This is a genomic window from Herminiimonas arsenitoxidans, from assembly GCF_900130075.1.
Lineage (GTDB): Bacteria > Pseudomonadota > Gammaproteobacteria > Burkholderiales > Burkholderiaceae_D > Oxalicibacterium > Oxalicibacterium arsenitoxidans.
In genome coordinates, this window is the sequence record NZ_LT671418.1 from 2067985 (window position 1) to 2085628 (window position 17644).

15 protein-coding genes are annotated in these 17644 nt (G+C 52.4%); 6 read left to right on the forward strand and 9 right to left on the reverse strand.

Annotated elements, in window-relative coordinates; genetic code table 11:
- Nucleotides 1-15: 15 nt before the first annotated feature.
- The 3 genes from dxs to BQ6873_RS09745 are packed head-to-tail and all read right to left on the reverse strand — an operon-like array spanning nucleotide 16 to nucleotide 3027.
- Complete coding sequence (gene dxs / locus BQ6873_RS09735) at nucleotides 16-1881, reverse strand: 1-deoxy-D-xylulose-5-phosphate synthase (protein ID WP_076592473.1); 1866 nt, start codon at nucleotides 1879-1881, stop codon at nucleotides 16-18.
- Nucleotide 1882: 1 nt separating this feature from the next.
- Entirely contained in the window at nucleotides 1883-2767 is an 885-nt protein-coding gene (locus BQ6873_RS09740; protein WP_083664535.1) for a polyprenyl synthetase family protein, read from the reverse strand.
- 5 nt (nucleotides 2768-2772) lie between these two features.
- Entirely contained in the window at nucleotides 2773-3027 is a 255-nt protein-coding gene (locus BQ6873_RS09745) for an exodeoxyribonuclease VII small subunit (RefSeq protein ID WP_012078194.1), read from the reverse strand.
- Nucleotides 3028-3380: 353 nt separating this feature from the next.
- Between BQ6873_RS09745 and BQ6873_RS09750 the strand changes: the two genes are divergently transcribed.
- From BQ6873_RS09750 to BQ6873_RS09760, 3 genes are all read left to right on the forward strand, one after another.
- Nucleotides 3381-4481 carry an aromatic ring-hydroxylating oxygenase subunit alpha gene (locus BQ6873_RS09750; RefSeq protein WP_076592475.1) on the forward strand — a complete coding sequence of 367 codons (1101 nt, stop codon included), beginning with the start codon at nucleotides 3381-3383 and terminating at the stop codon, nucleotides 4479-4481.
- Between the two features lie 95 nt (nucleotides 4482-4576).
- On the forward strand, nucleotides 4577-5506 hold the full coding sequence (locus BQ6873_RS09755) for a DMT family transporter (protein WP_076592476.1): 930 nt from the start codon (nucleotides 4577-4579) through the stop codon (nucleotides 5504-5506).
- A gap of 62 nt (nucleotides 5507-5568) precedes the next feature.
- A complete protein-coding gene (locus BQ6873_RS09760; protein WP_076592477.1) occupies nucleotides 5569-6414 on the forward strand; it encodes a sulfurtransferase in 846 nt (281 codons plus the stop codon).
- A gap of 32 nt (nucleotides 6415-6446) precedes the next feature.
- Here BQ6873_RS09760 and BQ6873_RS09765 read toward each other — a convergent pair whose 3' ends face one another.
- The 3 genes from BQ6873_RS09765 to polA all read right to left on the reverse strand — a co-directional run bounded on the left by BQ6873_RS09765 (nucleotide 6447) and on the right by polA (nucleotide 11104).
- Complete coding sequence (locus tag BQ6873_RS09765; protein ID WP_076592478.1) at nucleotides 6447-7205, reverse strand: ZIP family metal transporter; 759 nt, start codon at nucleotides 7203-7205, stop codon at nucleotides 6447-6449.
- 148 nt (nucleotides 7206-7353) lie between these two features.
- A complete protein-coding gene (locus BQ6873_RS09770; protein ID WP_076592479.1) occupies nucleotides 7354-8238 on the reverse strand; it encodes a dienelactone hydrolase family protein in 885 nt (294 codons plus the stop codon).
- Nucleotides 8239-8350: 112 nt separating this feature from the next.
- Nucleotides 8351-11104 carry a DNA polymerase I gene (polA, locus tag BQ6873_RS09775; protein WP_076592480.1) on the reverse strand — a complete coding sequence of 918 codons (2754 nt, stop codon included), beginning with the start codon at nucleotides 11102-11104 and terminating at the stop codon, nucleotides 8351-8353.
- 283 nt (nucleotides 11105-11387) lie between these two features.
- On the opposite strand from polA, the gene BQ6873_RS09780 reads away from it, so the two are divergent.
- From BQ6873_RS09780 to BQ6873_RS09790, 3 genes are all read left to right on the forward strand, one after another.
- The gene (locus BQ6873_RS09780) at nucleotides 11388-11783 is read left to right on the forward strand and encodes a DUF2782 domain-containing protein (RefSeq protein ID WP_076592481.1); all 396 of its coding nucleotides are present in this window, start codon (nucleotides 11388-11390) and stop codon (nucleotides 11781-11783) included.
- A 98-nt stretch (nucleotides 11784-11881) separates the two neighbouring features.
- On the forward strand, nucleotides 11882-12850 hold the full coding sequence (locus BQ6873_RS09785) for a homoserine kinase (RefSeq protein WP_076592482.1): 969 nt from the start codon (nucleotides 11882-11884) through the stop codon (nucleotides 12848-12850).
- Entirely contained in the window at nucleotides 12850-13623 is a 774-nt protein-coding gene (locus BQ6873_RS09790; RefSeq protein ID WP_076594055.1) for a BPSS1780 family membrane protein, read from the forward strand. Before BQ6873_RS09785 ends, BQ6873_RS09790 begins: the two co-directional genes overlap by 1 nt.
- 50 nt (nucleotides 13624-13673) lie before the next feature.
- On the opposite strand, the gene BQ6873_RS09795 is transcribed toward BQ6873_RS09790, so the two are convergent.
- From BQ6873_RS09795 to BQ6873_RS09805, 3 genes are all read right to left on the reverse strand, one after another.
- On the reverse strand, nucleotides 13674-15959 hold the full coding sequence (locus tag BQ6873_RS09795) for a UvrD-helicase domain-containing protein (protein WP_076592483.1): 2286 nt from the start codon (nucleotides 15957-15959) through the stop codon (nucleotides 13674-13676).
- A gap of 175 nt (nucleotides 15960-16134) precedes the next feature.
- On the reverse strand, nucleotides 16135-16758 hold the full coding sequence (gene thiE, locus BQ6873_RS09800; RefSeq protein ID WP_076592484.1) for a thiamine phosphate synthase: 624 nt from the start codon (nucleotides 16756-16758) through the stop codon (nucleotides 16135-16137).
- Between the two features lie 35 nt (nucleotides 16759-16793).
- The gene (locus BQ6873_RS09805; protein WP_076592485.1) at nucleotides 16794-17591 is read right to left on the reverse strand and encodes a thiazole synthase; all 798 of its coding nucleotides are present in this window, start codon (nucleotides 17589-17591) and stop codon (nucleotides 16794-16796) included.
- Nucleotides 17592-17644: the final 53 nt, after the last annotated feature.

A 17644-nucleotide genomic window follows, 5' to 3' on the forward strand; every position in this document is an offset into this window, starting at 1 on the left:
CACAGAAATCATTGCTTACTGATTGACGACCAGGCGTGGCTGGTCTTTGCCGAAGCGTTTGCGTATAGAAGCGGCGATGCCTGTTGCATCCAGTCCGCACAGAGCGAGCAATTTTGCTGCATCGCCGTGGTCGATAAATTGATCTGGCAAGCCCAGATTCAATAATGGTTTGACGATGCCTGCAGCTGCCATGGCTTCTGCCACTGCTGCGCCTGCGCCGCCCATGATGGAACCTTCTTCTACCGTGACCAGTGCATCGTGCGTTGCTGCCAAACGTTTGAGCAATTCCACATCCAGCGGTTTGACGAAGCGCATATTGGCAACTGTTGCATCCAGCTCTGCACCAGCCTGCACGCTAGGTGCGACCATCGTGCCGAATGCCAGGATCGCAATCCCTTTGCCTTCGCGTTTGATTTCGCCAGTGCCGAGTGGAATCGTCGCCAGATCAGTACCCACCTTGGCGCCGATACCACCACCACGCGGATAACGCACTGCAGCCGGCCCTGGATGTTGAAAACCAGTCGAGAGCATTTGACGGCATTCGTTTTCGTCCGACGCCGCCATGATGACCATATTGGGTATGCAACGCAGGAAGGCGATGTCATAGTTCCCGGCATGTGTCGCACCATCGGCACCGACCAAACCAGAACGATCCAGCGCAAAAGTCACATCCAGATTTTGCAGCGCAACGTCGTGGATCAGTTGATCGTAACCGCGTTGCAGGAAGGTCGAGTAAATCGCGACAACCGGTTTCAAGCCTTCGCACGCCATACCGGCAGCAAAGGTCACCGCATGCTGTTCAGCGATACCAACATCGTAATAACGATCCGGGAAACGACGTTCAAATTCCACCATACCGGAACCTTCACGCATCGCCGGCGTAATACCGATCAATCGCTTATCAGCGGCAGCCATATCGCACAACCAGTCACCAAAAACGCTAGTGTATGTAACCTTCTTCGCAGTGCTCGGCTTGATGCCTTCGGCCGGATTGAATTTGCCTGGACCGTGATACAGCACAGGATCGGCTTCCGCCAGTTTGTAGCCCTGACCTTTACGCGTCACCACGTGCAGGAATTGCGGGCCTTTCAAATTCTTCAGATTCTGTAGTGTTGGAATCAGCGAATCCAGATCGTGACCGTCGATAGGACCGATGTAGTTGAAACCAAATTCTTCAAACATCGTGGCCGGTACGATCATGCCTTTCGCATGTTCTTCAAAACGTTTTGCCAGCTCGCGCATAGGCGCAGGCAAAACAGTCTTGCCTACATTTTTTGCCGCCGCATAAAACTGTCCGGACATCAGGCGTGCCAAATAACGATTCAATGCGCCTACCGGCGGTGAGATCGACATATCGTTATCGTTTAGCACCACCAGCAAATTGATATCGTCATGAATACCGGCATTGTTCATGGCTTCAAACGCCATGCCGGCAGTCATCGCACCATCACCGATCACAGCGATCGCGTGGCGATCTTCACCTTTGGTTTTGGCAGCCAGTGCCATACCCAGTGCAGCAGAAATCGAAGTCGACGAATGCGCAGTACCAAAAGTATCGTAAGGACTTTCATCACGACGCGGGAAGCCCGAAATGCCATCGATCTGACGCAAGCTGTGCATCTTGTCGCGACGACCGGTCAGTATCTTGTGCGGATAAGTCTGATGACCTACATCCCAAATGATGCGATCTTCCGGCGTGTTGAAGACGTTGTGCAAAGCTATCGTCAGTTCCACCGTGCCGAGATTGGACGACAAGTGACCACCAGTTGCCGAGACGGATTCCAGCACAAACGCGCGCAACTCATCCGCCAGCTGCTTGAGCTGTGGGCGTGAGAATTGCCGTATGTCGGCTGGGTCGTTAATAGTTTCAAGCAAATTCATACTAAGCCTTCCGCTGCACGATCAAATCTGCGAGTTCTCGCAAGCGTCGTGCTTTTTCTCCAAACTGCTCCAGCGCACGATGAGCATCGTTGCGCAAATTTTCTGCCAGGGTCTTCGATTGCTCCAGACCCAATATCGATACATACGTCGGCTTGTTATCTGCCGCATCCTTGCCCGCGGTTTTACCCAGCGTGGCCGAATCTGCCGTCGCATCCAACACATCATCCACCACCTGGAATGCCAGACCGATGGCCGCCGCATAACTATCCAGCGCCTGTGTTTCTTCTGCGGATAAGGATTTGCCGGCGAGTGCGCCCAGCAATACCGATACACGCAGCAAGGCACCGGTTTTCAAACGGTGCATCTGCTCCAATTCTTCCAGCGACAAACTCAATCCCACACTTGCCAGATCGATAGCCTGTCCACCGCACATGCCGAGCGAACCGGAGGCTTTAGCCAACAAACGCACCATCGCCAGTTGTCGCACCGGATCGAGCCCGCCATCGGCCAATACGTCAAACGCCTGCGATTGCAAAGCATCGCCAACCAGCAAGGCACATGCTTCGTCGTACTTCACATGCACGGTCGGCTTGCCGCGACGCAAGGCATCGTCATCCATGCACGGCATATCGTCATGCACCAGCGAATACGCATGGATCATTTCCACCGCTGCTGCAGCGCGCGCCAATTCAGCAGCATGCGCATCGAACAAGGCACCAGCGGCGTATACCAGCAAGGGGCGCACACGCTTGCCACCATCCAGCACGGCGTAATGCATGGCTTCGTGCAAGCGTGCAGGTGTTTGCGCCACCGGCGGCAAATGCTGCACCAGTGCCAATTCCATTTCTGCCTGCGTAGCTTTCATCCAGCCGTCAAACGATTGCATAGTCGTCATTCATCTGCCTCGATTGCACGATCGGCATTGAATGGCTTGAGCATATCGCCTTCCAGCACTTTGACCTGATTGTCGACTTTTTCGAGTTGCGCGGCGCAATACTTCACCAGTTCGGAGCCGCGCTTGTAGGCCGCAACCGATGCTTCCAGCGGCAGTTCGCCCGCTTCCATGCGTGCGACCAACTGTTCGAGTTCTGCCATCGCTTCTTCAAACGACGAAGGCAAGGCGGCAGAGGTAGATTTTTTTGACATAAGAACTGGTAAATGGTTTAGCCCGTTATTTTAGAGCAAACCACCCTGCACTGTTGATAAACGCAGCATATCCATCGGTTTCAAATGCGGAAAACGCGCTTTTTATCGAAAAAAAGCGCAAATGCTGCCTGTTATCCCAATTTTTATCGCGCCAGACCGGCACTGGCGAGAAACATTTTCTTTTTATTAATTATCAAAATATGGCGTGCACTGGTGCTTTGCCGGCTCGTCGGAGCACCAGACTCTGGGGTATAATCCTCGGTTCTGTCCAAAATTGCCTCTTTATCTCGTTTGATTAAGGTTTTTGCGGATTCTTTCCTCTTAGGTTGGTGCAAATTAATTTGGGGGTGGGGATGTCCGATCTGGCTAATCTCGCCAAACTCGCGCGTTCTAACGCGCAACTTCCAGTCAACGTCTATTTTGACGAAGCGCTGTTGAAGCAAGAAATCCAGCAATTGTTCCGTGAAGGACCGCGTTATGCGGGTCATGAGCTGATGGTGCCGAATGTCGGCGACTTTGCCACGCTCGCGTGGGAAAACGAAGGCCGCATGTTGGTACGTAATCAGCACGGTATCGAATTGCTATCTAACGTCTGCCGTCATCGCCAGGCGAAAATGTTCAATGGTCGCGGCCATGCGAAGAATATCGTCTGCCCGCTGCATCGCTGGACTTATGACCTCAAGGGTGAATTGATAGGCGCGCCGCATTTCGGTGAAACGCCTTGTCTGAACCTGTCGAATACACCTTTGCAAAACTGGAACGGCTTGCTGTTTGAACAAAACGGCATGAATGTCGCCAACATCCTCGGCAAGCTTGGCGTCACCAAGGACCTGGATTTCAGCGGCTATATGCTGGACCACGTGGAAGTACACGAGTGCGATTACAACTGGAAGACTTTTATCGAAGTCTATCTGGAGGATTACCACGTCGAACCTTTCCATCCCGGCCTCGGCAGCTTTGTCAGCTGCGATGATTTGAAATGGGAATTCGGCGACCAGTACAGTGTGCAAACCGTAGGCGTGCATCACGCACTGGCCAAATCCGGCTCGGCAAAGTATCAAAAGTGGCAGGAACAGATCCTGCAATTCCGCAACGGCGAAGCACCACCGTACGGCGCGATCTGGCTGACGCTGTATCCGAACATCATGGTCGAGTGGTATCCGCATGTGCTGGTCGTGTCGACCGTGTGGCCGAACGGCCCGCAAAAAACACGCAATGTGGTCGAGTTTTACTACCCGGAAGAAATCGTGCTGTTCGAACGCGAGTTTATCGCAGCCGAACGCGCAGCCTATATGGAAACCTGCGAAGAAGACGACGAGATCGCCTTGCGCATGGATGCCGGCCGCAAGATTTTGCTCGATCGTGGCGAAAATGAAGTCGGTCCGTATCAATCGCCTATGGAAGACGGCATGCAACACTTCCATGAATGGTATCGCCGCCAGTTAGACGTTTAAAAAAGTAAATCTGTCGGGATGATGCGCACACGTCATCCCGACAACGAATATTTGCAATCCTGCAGCATCAACCGCCTCACCTCTCTTCAATACTCATGCAATCACTCTGGATGCTGTTCGCCACCTTCTCCTTTGCCATCATGGGGGTGTGCGTAAAGCTGGCATCAGAAACCTATACCGTCGCCGAAATCCTGATGTATCGCGGCCTGATCGGCGTGATCTTCATTTACGCCTTGATCCTGCGCCAGAACGGTAGCTTAAAGACGCCTTTCATCTGGCAACATTTATGGCGCTGCTTCATCGGCACAGTCGCCGTCTGGCTATGGTTTTACGCGATCACCCTGCTGCCGCTGGCCACCGCGATGACACTCAATTACATGGCACCGATCTGGATTTCCGGCATCTTGTTCTTTGCTGCCTGGCGCCTGGGGAAACGGCGCTTTGAATGGGGCCTGGTGACAGCCATCCTTGCCAGCTTCATCGGCGTTACCTTACTGCTGCGACCATCGATACATGACGATCAATGGCTGGGCGGCGTCATCGGGCTACTCTCCGGCGCGCTATCGGCATTGGCGTATTTGCAGGTAAGACATCTCGGCCAACTCGGCGAACCGGAATCACGTGTCGTGTTTTATTTTTCCGCTACTGGCTTGTTCGCGGGCTTTCTCGGCTGCATGTTCGGACCAGGCTTGCAAGGCGAACCCGTCAGCATTTTCCGCGCACACTCCACCTATGGCATCACGCTGCTGCTCAGCATAGGCGTACTCGCGGCGATGGCACAGATGGCGATGACGCGCGCCTATCGACTCGGCAACACACTGGTCACGGCCAATCTGCAATACACCGGTATCGTCTTTTCAAGCTTGTGGGGCATCATCATCTGGAGTGATGTATTGGGACTTTATGGCTGGCTCGGCATCGCCATCATTCTGATCAGCGGCATCGTGGCAACGTTCTACAATATCCGCAATACGGCGACGGTCAAAAACATCACTTCTGCCGACCCGATTGCGACAGAAATTTAAAAGCTCGTTTGAAATGATCATGCGCGTGCGCCAAAAGCACACGGCAATTTAAAAGGTAGAACATGGCTTACACCACACTGATTTCTGCAGAAGATTTATCCAAGAATTTATTCGAGCACGACTGGATAGTTCTCGATTGCCGCCACGACCTCGCCAATCCGGAGGCAGGTCGCATCGCCTATGCGGAAGGACACATTCCGAATGCGCAATTCGCCCATCTGGATACCGATCTGGCTGGCGAAAAAGTAGGCGCAGATAATGTCTTCCGCGGTCGCCATCCGCTGCCGGATCGCGCCAGCTTCATCGCCACACTGCAAAGCTGGGGCATCAATGACACTTCGCAAGTCGTGGTCTACGATGCGCATGGCGGCATGTTCGCCGCACGTCTGTGGTGGATGTTGCGTTGGGTTGGGCACGAAGCAGTTGCCGTACTGGATGGCGGTGTGCCGGCATGGCTGGCGAATGGCATGTGGCTTTCTACCGAAGCATCCTTGCACGTACGCGGCGATATAGCAGAGCAACCTGCGCTCACTTCGACTGTTAGCGTTGCCGATATTCTGAATAATCTGTCAGATGAAAAACGTACCATCGTCGATGCGCGCGCACCTGATCGTTACCGCGGTGAGAATGAAACGATAGACCCAGTCGGCGGACATATTCCCGGCGCAAAGAATCGTTTCTTTAAAGAGAATTTGCAGGCTGATGGTCGCTTCAAATCTGCGGAACAACTGCGCAGTGAATTCAGTGCAATCATCAGCGATCCATCCAAGGCTGTCATGCAGTGCGGTTCAGGCGTGACCGCTTGCCATAATTTGCTGGCGCTGGAAGTGGCAGGCTTGTCAGGTGCTGCGCTTTATCCAGGCTCGTGGAGCGAATGGTGCGCTGATCCGTCACGACCAGTCGCATAATTCAATATCTGGAATGACCGCACGCGCAGCATTTAATGCGCGTGCGCATGTCCTGTCAAAAACAGCACGATACAAACGCCGAGCGCGATCAACAAGATTTGTGGAATCGTCTCGCGCATGGATGCACGACGTTGCATCTGCGGCATTAAATCGCTCACCGCAATGTAGATGAATCCCGATGATGCAAACACCAGCACGTATGGAATCCATTCTTGCGAACGGTCCAGCATGAAGTAGCCGACGAGGCCGCCGACCACTGCCGTCAAGCCAGAAATGATGTTGTACGCATAAGCACGTCTGCGGGTAAAACCTGCATTCAGCAAGACGATGAAGTCACCGATCTCTTGCGGGATTTCATGCGCAATGATGGCCAGGCCGGTCAAGATACCGAGATGCGGATCAGCCAGAAAAGCTGCGGCGATCAAAATACCGTCAGTGAAATTGTGCAGACTATCGCCCACCAAAATCATCCAGCCGGCAGCACCGGCTTCCTTCGCGTCATGTCCATGCTCATGCCCGTGACCATCATCTTCGTGATGATGCGAGTGACGCAGGATGGCAAATTTTTCCAGCAGGAAGAAGCCCAGCAAACCCGCCAGCAATAGTGCAAACAAGGCATGCGTATCGGCACCTGACTCAAACGCTTCCGGCAATGCGTGCAGCAGCGAGGTCGCCAGCAATATCCCGACAGAGAGGCTGACCATACGATCAACCAGCTTGGACAACAGCGAAAATGAGAATAAGGCCGCAGCGGAAATGCTGAAGACGCCGGAGATCGCGGTGGTCAACAGGATGGAAACGAGCGTGGAATTAATTTTTGGCTCCGGGCTTAATGCAACAAGGTTGCAAATTAAAGCATATCCCGGCTATTTCAGCAAATAAAAACGCGAGGACATGCGTTATTCATGTCCTCGCGTCGTCATCAAACAGAGCGTATGGTCAGCTCACGCCGTGGGTTTTGAACCATTCCACACAACGCGTCCAGCCCTCTTTCGCATCCGCTTCCACATAGCTGGAACGATAATCGGCGTGGAAGGCATGGCCGGAATTCTTGAACAGAACGAATTCGGATTTGCTGCTGCCTTTAGCCAAGGCATCTTTCATCTGCACCAAAGTCGTCACTGGAATGCCGCCATCCTGCTCACCATACAAACCGAGCACCGGCGTTTTCAACTTGGCGGCGATATCGACAGGATTCTCTGGCGTGAGTGCGTTATTGCTGCCGACCAGACGGCCATACCAGGCGACGCCGGCCTTGACCTTGGGATTGTGCGCGGAATACAGCCACGTCACGCGACCGCCCCAACAGAAACCGGTAATGCCCAGTTTATTCGTATTGCCGCCATTGGCTTTAGCCCATGCCACCACTGCATCCAGATCACCCATCACTTGCGCATCCGGCACTTTGGAGATGATCTCTTTCTGCAGTTCCGCAATCGTGCCATAAGAACCTGGATCGCCTTGGCGCACGAACAATTCAGGTGCCAGCGCCATATAACCAAGCTTGGCAAAGCGACGCGCCACATCAGCGATGTATTCATGTACGCCGAAAATTTCAGAGATGACCAAGATCACCGGCAGATTGGTTTTACCTTCCGGTTGCGCGCGATACACCGGCACGGCCTGACCATTCACGTTAACCGTGATTTCGCCCACCGTCAGCCCCTTGCTGTCCGTTGTCACTGCGCTGTGCGCGGCAATCGGTAACACTGCCGCGGCAAAACCTGTACCCAATGCCGTTTTCAAAAAACCGCGTCTATCAACGCCATCGGAGATAGACGTTTTTGCGACCAGACTATCGAAATCTTCTTTCAAATTCTCCATTGCGACTCTCCTATGAGTAGTTCTTCATCTCGATTGAAAATATTCGCTGCTCCATACTCACGCACAGAACCAGCAAACGGCTAAATCAATATCCGTATCGCATCCGTACTAATTAATGCGCTTCATCCCAATTCTTGCCAAGACCGACTTCAGCAATCAGAGGCACCTTCAACTCGGCAACATTACGCATCAGTTCCGGCAGTTTCTCACGTACCAGCGCCAACTCTGCTTCCGGCACTTCCAGCACTAATTCATCGTGTACCTGCATGATCATTTTCGACTGCAGTTTTTCCGTTTCCAGCCAACCTTGCACGGCTATCATCGCGAGCTTGATCAAATCAGCCGCAGTGCCTTGCATAGGCGCGTTAATCGCTGCACGTTCAGCACCTTGGCGACGTGGGCCATTCGGCGAATTAATTTCTGGCAGCCACAAGCGGCGACCAAAAACAGTTTGCACATAACCGCGTGCTTTTGCTTCCAGTCGCGTTTCATCCATATAGCGCTTCACACCGGCGAAACGATAAAAGTATTTCTCGATATAGCTTTGCGCCGCCGCACGTTCAATACCCAGATTACCAGCCAAGCCGAATGCGCTCATACCGTAGATCAAACCGAAGTTAATCACCTTCGCATAACGACGCTGTTCACTGTCAACATCTGCGCGTTCAACACCGAAAATTTCTGCGGCAGTCGCACGGTGAATATCTTCGCCTTCGGCAAAGGCACGCAACATGTTTTCGTCGCCAGAGATATGTGCCATGATGCGCAACTCGATTTGCGAATAATCGGCAGAGACAATTACGCTGCCCGGTGGCGCAATGAAGGCTTCGCGTATGCGGCGACCTTCTGCATTACGGATAGGAATATTCTGCAGATTCGGATCGTTGGATGAAAGTCGTCCGGTCACTGCCACTGCTTGTGCATAATTGGTATGCACGCGACCAGTTGTTGGATCTATCATCTTCGGCAACTTATCGGTGTAAGTCGATTTCAGCTTCGCCAAACCGCGATATTCAAGCAGTACTTTCGGCAACGGATAATCTTCTGCCAGTTTTTGCAGTACTTCTTCGTCGGTGGAAGGCGAGCCGGATGGTGTCTTCTTGACGACAGGCAGCTTCAATTTTTCAAAGAAAATTTCACCGATTTGTTTCGGCGAATTCAGATTGAAAGGTTGGCCTGCCAATTCATACGCGCTCTGCTCTATCTCCAGCATGCGTTTACCTAGCTCATTCGATTGCTTGGCCAACAAATCAGGATCGATCAGCACGCCGTTGCGTTCTATCTTCTGCAATACCACTGCAGTCGGCAATTCAATTTTTTCATAAACAAAGGTCAGGCCTTTATCACCCGCCACTTGCGGCCACATGCGTTGGTGCAGTTGCAGCGTGATGTCTGCGTCTTCTGCTGCATACTCTGTTGCACGAGCGATCTCGACTTCATCGAAACCAATTTGCGATGCGCCCTTGCCACACACTTCCTGGAAGCTGATGGTTTTGCGATTCAAATGACGCAAGGCCAAACTATCCATATCGTGACTGCGATGCGATTCAAACACATAGGATTCAAGCATGGTGTCGTGCACGATGCCACGCAGATTGACGCCCTGATTGGCGAAAATATGGCTATCGTATTTCAGGTTTTGTCCGACTTTCGGCTTGTTGTCATCTTCCAGCCATGCCTTCATTTTTGTCAGCACCAACTCGCGCGACAACTGTTGTGGCGCATCTTGATAATGGTGTGCAACCGGAATGTAGGCAGCGACACCAGGTTCGCAACACAAGGAGATACCAACAAGTTTTGCCTGCATCGGAATCAACGAAGTGGTTTCTGTATCGATAGATGTCAGCGTGGCTACATCGATTTTTTTCAACCAACGATCCAGCTCTGCTTCGGTCAAGATCGTTTCGTAATGTTTTTCTACTTCCGGCGCTTCATCGGCAAACAATGCACCTTGTGGCGCAGTCGCTGCATCTGACGTTTCCGCTTTCTCGGATGCTTCCGGCTTGTCACTCAACTCACGCAACCAGGTTTTGAAACCGTTGCGCGTGAAGAAGTCGACCATTGCATCTTTATCTTCCGGTTGTTGCGTCAACGATTCCGTGATCGACTTCATGTGTTCAGACAAATCACAATCCGTTTTAACGGTGATCAAGGTCTTGGCTTGCGGCAGCCAGTCGAGTGCGCGTCGCAAGTTCTCGCCGACCGCGCCTTTGATTTCTGCTGCGTGTTCAACGATACCGTCCAGCGTGCCGTATTGCGTCAACCATTTCACTGCGGTTTTGGGTCCGACTTTATCGACGCCCGGTACGTTATCGACGGTGTCGCCTATCAGGGTCAGATAATCAATGATGCGTTCAGGCGGCACACCGAATTTGGCGATGACGCCGTCGCGGTCCAGCTTTTCATTGCTCATCGTATTGATCAGCGTGACGTGATCATTAACCAGTTGCGCCAGATCCTTGTCGCCGGTCGATACCACAGCATCCATACCGTGCTTGACCGCTTCAACTGCCAGCGTGCCTATGACGTCATCCGCTTCGATTCCCTCCACCATCAAGATAGGCCAGCCCATCGCGCGTACTGCTTCGTGGATAGGCTCGATTTGCTTGACCAGATCATCCGGCATGGAGGCGCGTTGCGCCTTGTATTCGGCATACAGATCGTCGCGGAAAGTTTTTCCTTTGGCATCAAACACGCAAGCCATGTAATCCGCTGTCGGATAATCCTTACGCAGACGACGCAGCATATTGATCATGCCGTAGATGGCACCGGTCGGCGCGCCATTCGGCCCGCGTAAATCCGGCATCGCATGAAATGCGCGATATAGATAACTGGAACCATCAACTAACAACAGGGTTTTATTCATAGGGATTCAGTAAGAAAAACGGGCGGCGACTACAGAGTCTTGTGTAAAGCGCACCATGCACGTCATGCAGCATGGAAAATGGCTACGATTATGGCAGAGTTTGCGTTGCCGAATCACTCAGCTTCACCTCTTGCGCCGCACCATGAGCACTCGCTTTGCCTGTGAAAACTGTGCCCACAGAGCGTTTGGTAACAAAATGAACTATTTTCGGCAGGGTTTGGCCTGTTTGTTACAATGAACCATCTTGCTACATTTCCTTTCAACGACGGCTCATTCATACATTATGCGCACATCCAAATTCTGGTCACTTATTACGATTTCCGCCGCGGTTATCGCTACGCCTATGGTTGTGAATGCACAATCCAATGACGTTGCACCACCACCGCCACAAATGCAGCGCCTGGAAGAAGGCGAAGCGCCTGCGGTGACAATTCGTCAACCGGATACCAAAGAAAAAATTACCGAGAAAAAATCTCAAGGCCGTGTAACTGAAGTCAAAGTACAAACCGGCAGAACCACGTATTACGCACACCCTAACGATCCGGCCGGCAGCGCCATGCGCGGCGACGGACAAAGCGACACTACGCGTCCTGTGCAGTTCCAGATCGGCGAGTTCGGACCACCAAAAAGCCAGCCGGTTCCAGAACCTGTTCAAACACTGCCACCGGCAACAAAGTAAGCGACACCGATTTCAGTTGTAAAGCTCCTGCTCAATAACGCACCCCGGTGCGTTATTTTTTGTTTTTTTGATGACACGTATTTCTTTCTAATTTCCTCATGGCAGTATTTACTCCGGTCAGCCTGGATGACCTCTCGCAATGGATCACACAATTCGATCTGGGCAAAGCGCTCTCGATCAAAGGGATTCCTTCCGGCATAGAAAACACCAATTTCTTCATCACGACTGAGTTCGGCGAATATGTATTGACGATATTCGAGAAGCTCACGTTCGAGCAATTGCCGTTTTATTTGAACCTGATGCGCCATCTGGCTGAACGTGGTGTGTTGGTGCCAGCGCCGATTGCGACGCACGAAGGTGCATTGATCAATGCACTGCATGGCAAACCAGCAGCGATAGTCAGCAAGCTGGAAGGTCAATCTCAATTAGAACCGCAAGCCGTACATTGCGCAGCAGTGGGCGCGATGCTGGCACGCATGCATGTGGCGGCAGAGAATTTCACGATTCACCAGCCGAATCTGCGCGGCATTACCTGGTGGAATGAAACAGCACCGGTCGTCATGCCGTATCTGTCCGATAGCAATAAGCAACTATTGGCAGAGGAAATGACTTTCCAGAACGATTTCGCCGCATCGGATACGTATCGCCTATTGCAGAACGGCCCGATACACGCCGATCTGTTCCGCAATAATGTGATGTTCAACGGCGACCATTTAACTGGCTTCTTTGATTTCTATTTTGCCGGTTGCGACACATGGTTGTTCGACGTTGCCGTTACCGTCAATGACTGGTGTATTGATCTGGAAAGCGGAGAGCTGGATCAAGCGCGCGTACGCGCAATGCTGGACGCCTATCATCATGTGCGTCCATTTACGGCGGCAGAACAACTTGCATGGCAAGCCATGTTGCGCGCAAGTGCCTTGCGCTTCTGGTTGTCGCGCTTATACGACTTCCATTTGCCGCGCGATGCAGAAATGCTGACACCACACGATCCGGTACACTTTGAACGTATTCTGCGTTTGCGTATCGAACAAGCAACTCCCCCTCTTTTTACTTCGGCTGGATGATGGACAAACTCCCTGCAATAACCGGTTGGCTCTGGGTCAAAGAAGGCTTCGCCATCTTCCGCAAGCAACCGGCTGAATTATCGACACTCTTTTTCGGCTATATGTTCTTGATGCTGGCGGTCGGCATCATCCCTGTCATCGGCCAATTGCTGCCGCTGATTTTGATTCCGCTGTTCTCGATGACTTTCATGCATGCATGCGTACATGTGACGACTGAGAAGCGCGTGTATCCCAATTTATTACTGGTCGGTTTTCGTTCGCCGGCAGTACGTACCTTGATCAAGCTGGGTACTTTGTATCTGGTCGCAGCGATCGTTGCAGTTGGTGCGTCCAGCTTGGTGGATGGTGGCGTGTTCTGGCAGGCGATTACCGGCCAAATCACATTGGATGCGGAAACTGTGCGTGACTCCAATATGACGATGGCGATGTTGTTTGCTGCTGCGGTATATACGCCGGCAGCGATGGCATTCTGGTTTGCTGCACCGTTGATCGCGTGGCAAGGCATGGGCGTAGGCAAGGCGATTTTTTACAGCTTCTTCGCTGTACGCCGCGCTGGCAAAGCCTTCCTGATTTACGGTTTGGCCTGGGTGACTATCGGCATGATTTTGCCTGTCATCGTGAGTTCTATTCTGGGGATGATATTGAATTCGGCAACGGCTTCTATCTTCATACTGCTGCCGATGTCGCTGGTACTGACAGTGATTATGTACTGCTCGTTTTATCCAACTTACACACATCTATTCGGCAATCCGCCGGACGAACTGCCTTCCTGATCACGATGAAGCAAGCGCATCTGATTGCGCTTGCTTCACTCTTCACATCGTCAGCCCGCTACCTTGTCGAGCTTGGCGATACTCAAATCCAATAGTTTCATTCCGTGCTTACCGAAGTTGATATGTGCACGCGCGCTGCCGCCACTGCCTTCGATATTCACGATCACACCTTCACCGAACTTGCCATGCGCGACTGATTCACCGATGCGCCAGCCGATATCCGTCTTGGCCATGTTTTGCGCAATCTTGTTGCTACCAGCTCCCAACGCATCTTCCCAAGCTGCTTTCGGGTGTGGCGTCCAGTGATGTTGCGGTTGTACTTTCGGCGATAACCATTTCAGAGAATCTTCCGGCATCTCGTCAAAGAAACGCGACTTCAAATTGAAGCGCATCTGACCGTGCAACATCCTTGTTTGCGAAAAACTGATGTACAAGCGACGCTTGGCACGTGTAATCGCGACATACATCAAACGACGCTCTTCCTCGACGCCGCCTTCTTCTTTCTGTGAGTTCTCGTGCGGGAACAAACCCTCTTCCAGACCGGTAATAAACACCGCGTCGAACTCCAAACCTTTAGCCGAATGCACTGTCATCAATTGCAAGGCATCCTGTCCTGCTTGCGCCTGATTGTCGCCCGCTTCCAGCGATGCATGCGACAAGAAGGCGGACAAAGGCGACATCACAGCCGGCAACGGCGCATCAGCATCCAGCACTTCTATGCCATCTTGCGTGACGATCGCAGGACCGGCCATCTGCTGACTGGTTGGTCCCATCAATGCCGGCGCATCATGACCGAAACCTTCTTCGGATACAAACAGAGTTGCAGCACTAACCACTTGCTCCAAGTTCTCTATGCGGTCCGCGCCTTCTTTTTCATTCTGATAATGCGTGATCAAGCCGCTGGCATCGATCACCACTTGCACCATTTCCGGCAGCGGTAAATTCTGCGTTTCGAAACGCGCTGCTTCTATCAATTTAATGAAAGCACCCAGCGAGGTACCCGCTTTACCTGCGACATAAGGCACAGCCGCGTATAGAGAAATACCGTACTGTTTGGCCGCATCCTGCAATTGCTCCAACGAGCGTGCGCCTATGCCGCGCGTCGGGAAATTCACCACGCGCAGGAAAGCAGAATCGTTGTGCGGGTTGTCCATCAATTGCAAATAAGCGATCGCATGCTTGACCTCAGCACGCTCAAAGAAACGCTGGCCGCCGTACACGCGATATGGAATGCCGGAAGAGAACAGTGCATGCTCAATCACACGTGACTGTGCATTCGAGCGATACAGCACCGCGATATCGCTACGTGCCGCACCTTCTGCGATCAGACTCTTGGTCTCTTCGATAATCCACTGTGCTTCCTGCAAATCGCTGGTGGCCTCATAGATGCGCACCAGTTCACCATGGCCGGCATCAGTGTGCAAATTTTTACCAAGGCGTTTGGTGTTATTTGCGATCAGCGTATTCGCAGTGTCAAGTATGTGACCGTGCGAGCGATAGTTCTGCTCCAGCTTGATCAGATTCTCAACTTTGAATTCACGCTCGAAGGCACTCATATTGCCGACGTTGGCACCACGGAAAGCATAAATACTTTGATCGTCATCACCAACGGCAAACACGGCACCCTGCGTACCGGCCATCATCTTCAACCAGTTGTATTGCAGATCATTGGTGTCTTGAAATTCATCAACCAGAATGTGGCGAAAGCGCGATTGATAATGTTCACGCAGTGGTTGATTGCGACTCAATAATTCGTAGGTACGCAATAACAGTTCGGCAAAATCAACTACCCCTTCACGCTGGCATTGCTGATCGTAGATGTCGTACAACTCAACCATCTTGCGGTTGTAGTCATCGAAGGCTTCCACCGCACTGGCGCGCAAACCCTGATCCTTCGCACTATTAATGAAGTACATCAAATTGCGCGGCGGATATTTCTCGTCATCGATGTTGTTCGCCTTGAGCAAACGTTTGATCATCGATAACTGATCCTGCGAATCGAGGATCTGGAAAGTCTGCGGCAAGGCGGCATCACGATAATGCGCACGCAACAAGCGGTTACACAATCCGTGGAAGGTGCCTATCCACATGCCGCGCGTATTGATAGGCATCATCGCCGACAGGCGCGTCATCATTTCCTTCGCGGCCTTGTTGGTAAAGGTCACCGCGAGTATGCCCGCAGGCGAGACCTGACCGGTCTGGATCAGCCAGGCGATGCGCGTAGTCAGAACACGAGTTTTGCCGGAACCGGCACCTGCCAGAATTAATGCAGGCTGTGCGGGTAAGGTGACAGCGGCGAGTTGTTCGGGATTGAGATTGTGAAGAAGATTTTGCATCTATCGATTATAGCCGTGACGGCTAGCGGCATGCCGCTGATTACGCGTCTCTTGCTCTGCGGCATGCGATACGAAGCAAATAAATGGATGGTTTTTAGACAGTTATCTTGCCAGACTAAAAACAGAAGACTGTATCGGTGCGCACTTGCTGCTGCGCACCGATCAATGATGCAGATTACTTGGTGAACAAACTGACGAATGCACGTGCCGCCGCTTGCGGATCACCTGCCAGATAGACGCTGCTAATCGCTGCGACCATATCCGCGCCATTAGCTACCAGTGGCGCAGAGTTTTCTTTCGTCATGCCGCCGATGACACAGCTAGGCACCTTGCCTTGTGCTTTCCAGTCAGTGACGATAGTTGCTTCTGTCGTAACCGGATATTTCTTGACCTTGGATGGGTAGAAACCACCGAAAGCCACATAGCTGGCACCAGCCGCTTCTGCTGCATGCGCCAGTTTCAAGTCACCGTAGCAGGAAGAACCGAGAATTTTGTCTGGGCCTATGAGTGCACGCACTTCAGCCACCGATTTATCGGTACCGCCGACGTGTATGCCGTCTGCATTGATGCTCATGCACAGATCGATGTGATCGTTGATGATGAATGGGACTTCATAGCTGCGGCACAAAGCCTGCAGGCATTCCGCCTGTTCCTGACGCAAGGCTGCATCTGCAGTCTTGTGACGGTATTGCAGCAGGCTGACGCCGCCTTTCAGCGCGAGCTCGGTAATTTCCAGCAATTTGCGAGTGTCATCCCAGTCTGGAGTGACGAGGTAGAGACCGTGCAGATTAGATTTCATATGTCTTTGCCTTCTTGCTCAACAACTTAAATACGTTAAACCACGCGTCCAGCCATCGGTGACGATGGGGATGCGGCGAATTTACGGGCGATACGACCAGCCAGGTAGGCATTGCGACCTGCATCAATACCGAGTTTCATTGCATGCGCCATACGCACCGGATCTTGCGCACCGGCAATCGCGGTATTCATCAAGACGCCATCGCAACCCAATTCCATGGCGATCGCAGCATCGGAAGCAGTGCCTACGCCGGCATCGACGATGACCGGGACTTTGCTTTGTTCGATGATGAGCGACAGATTCCATGGATTGAGGATACCCATGCCGGAACCGATCAACGAAGCCAGCGGCATGATGGCGGCACAGCCAATGTCTTCCAGCATACGAGCTTGTATCGGATCATCGCTGCAGTAGACCATGACGTCAAAACCATCTTTGACCAGCGTTTCGGCTGCTTTCAGAGTTTCCGGCATGTTCGGGAACAGGGTCTTTTCATCGCCGAGGACTTCGAGTTTGCACAGCTTATGGCCGCCGAGAATTTCACGGCCGAGTTGCAAGGTGTACACCGCATCAGCAGCGTTGTAGCAACCGGCCGAGTTCGGCAACAAGGTGTATTCAGATGGCGGCAAGACATCGAGCAGGCTCGGTGCATTTGGGTCCTGGCCGATATTGACGCGACGGATCGCGACGGTGACGATTTGTGCACCGCTTGCTTCGCTGGCGGCGCGGGTTTGTTCGAGGTCTTTGTATTTACCGCTACCTACCAACAAGCGGGAGCGATATGTGGTGCCGGCGATTGTCAGTTGATCGTCAGGAAAAAGTGCGCTGGTCATGATGGAGTTCCGGATACGTGGGTGCAGGATGGAGCAAGCTGCGTGGGAATTAA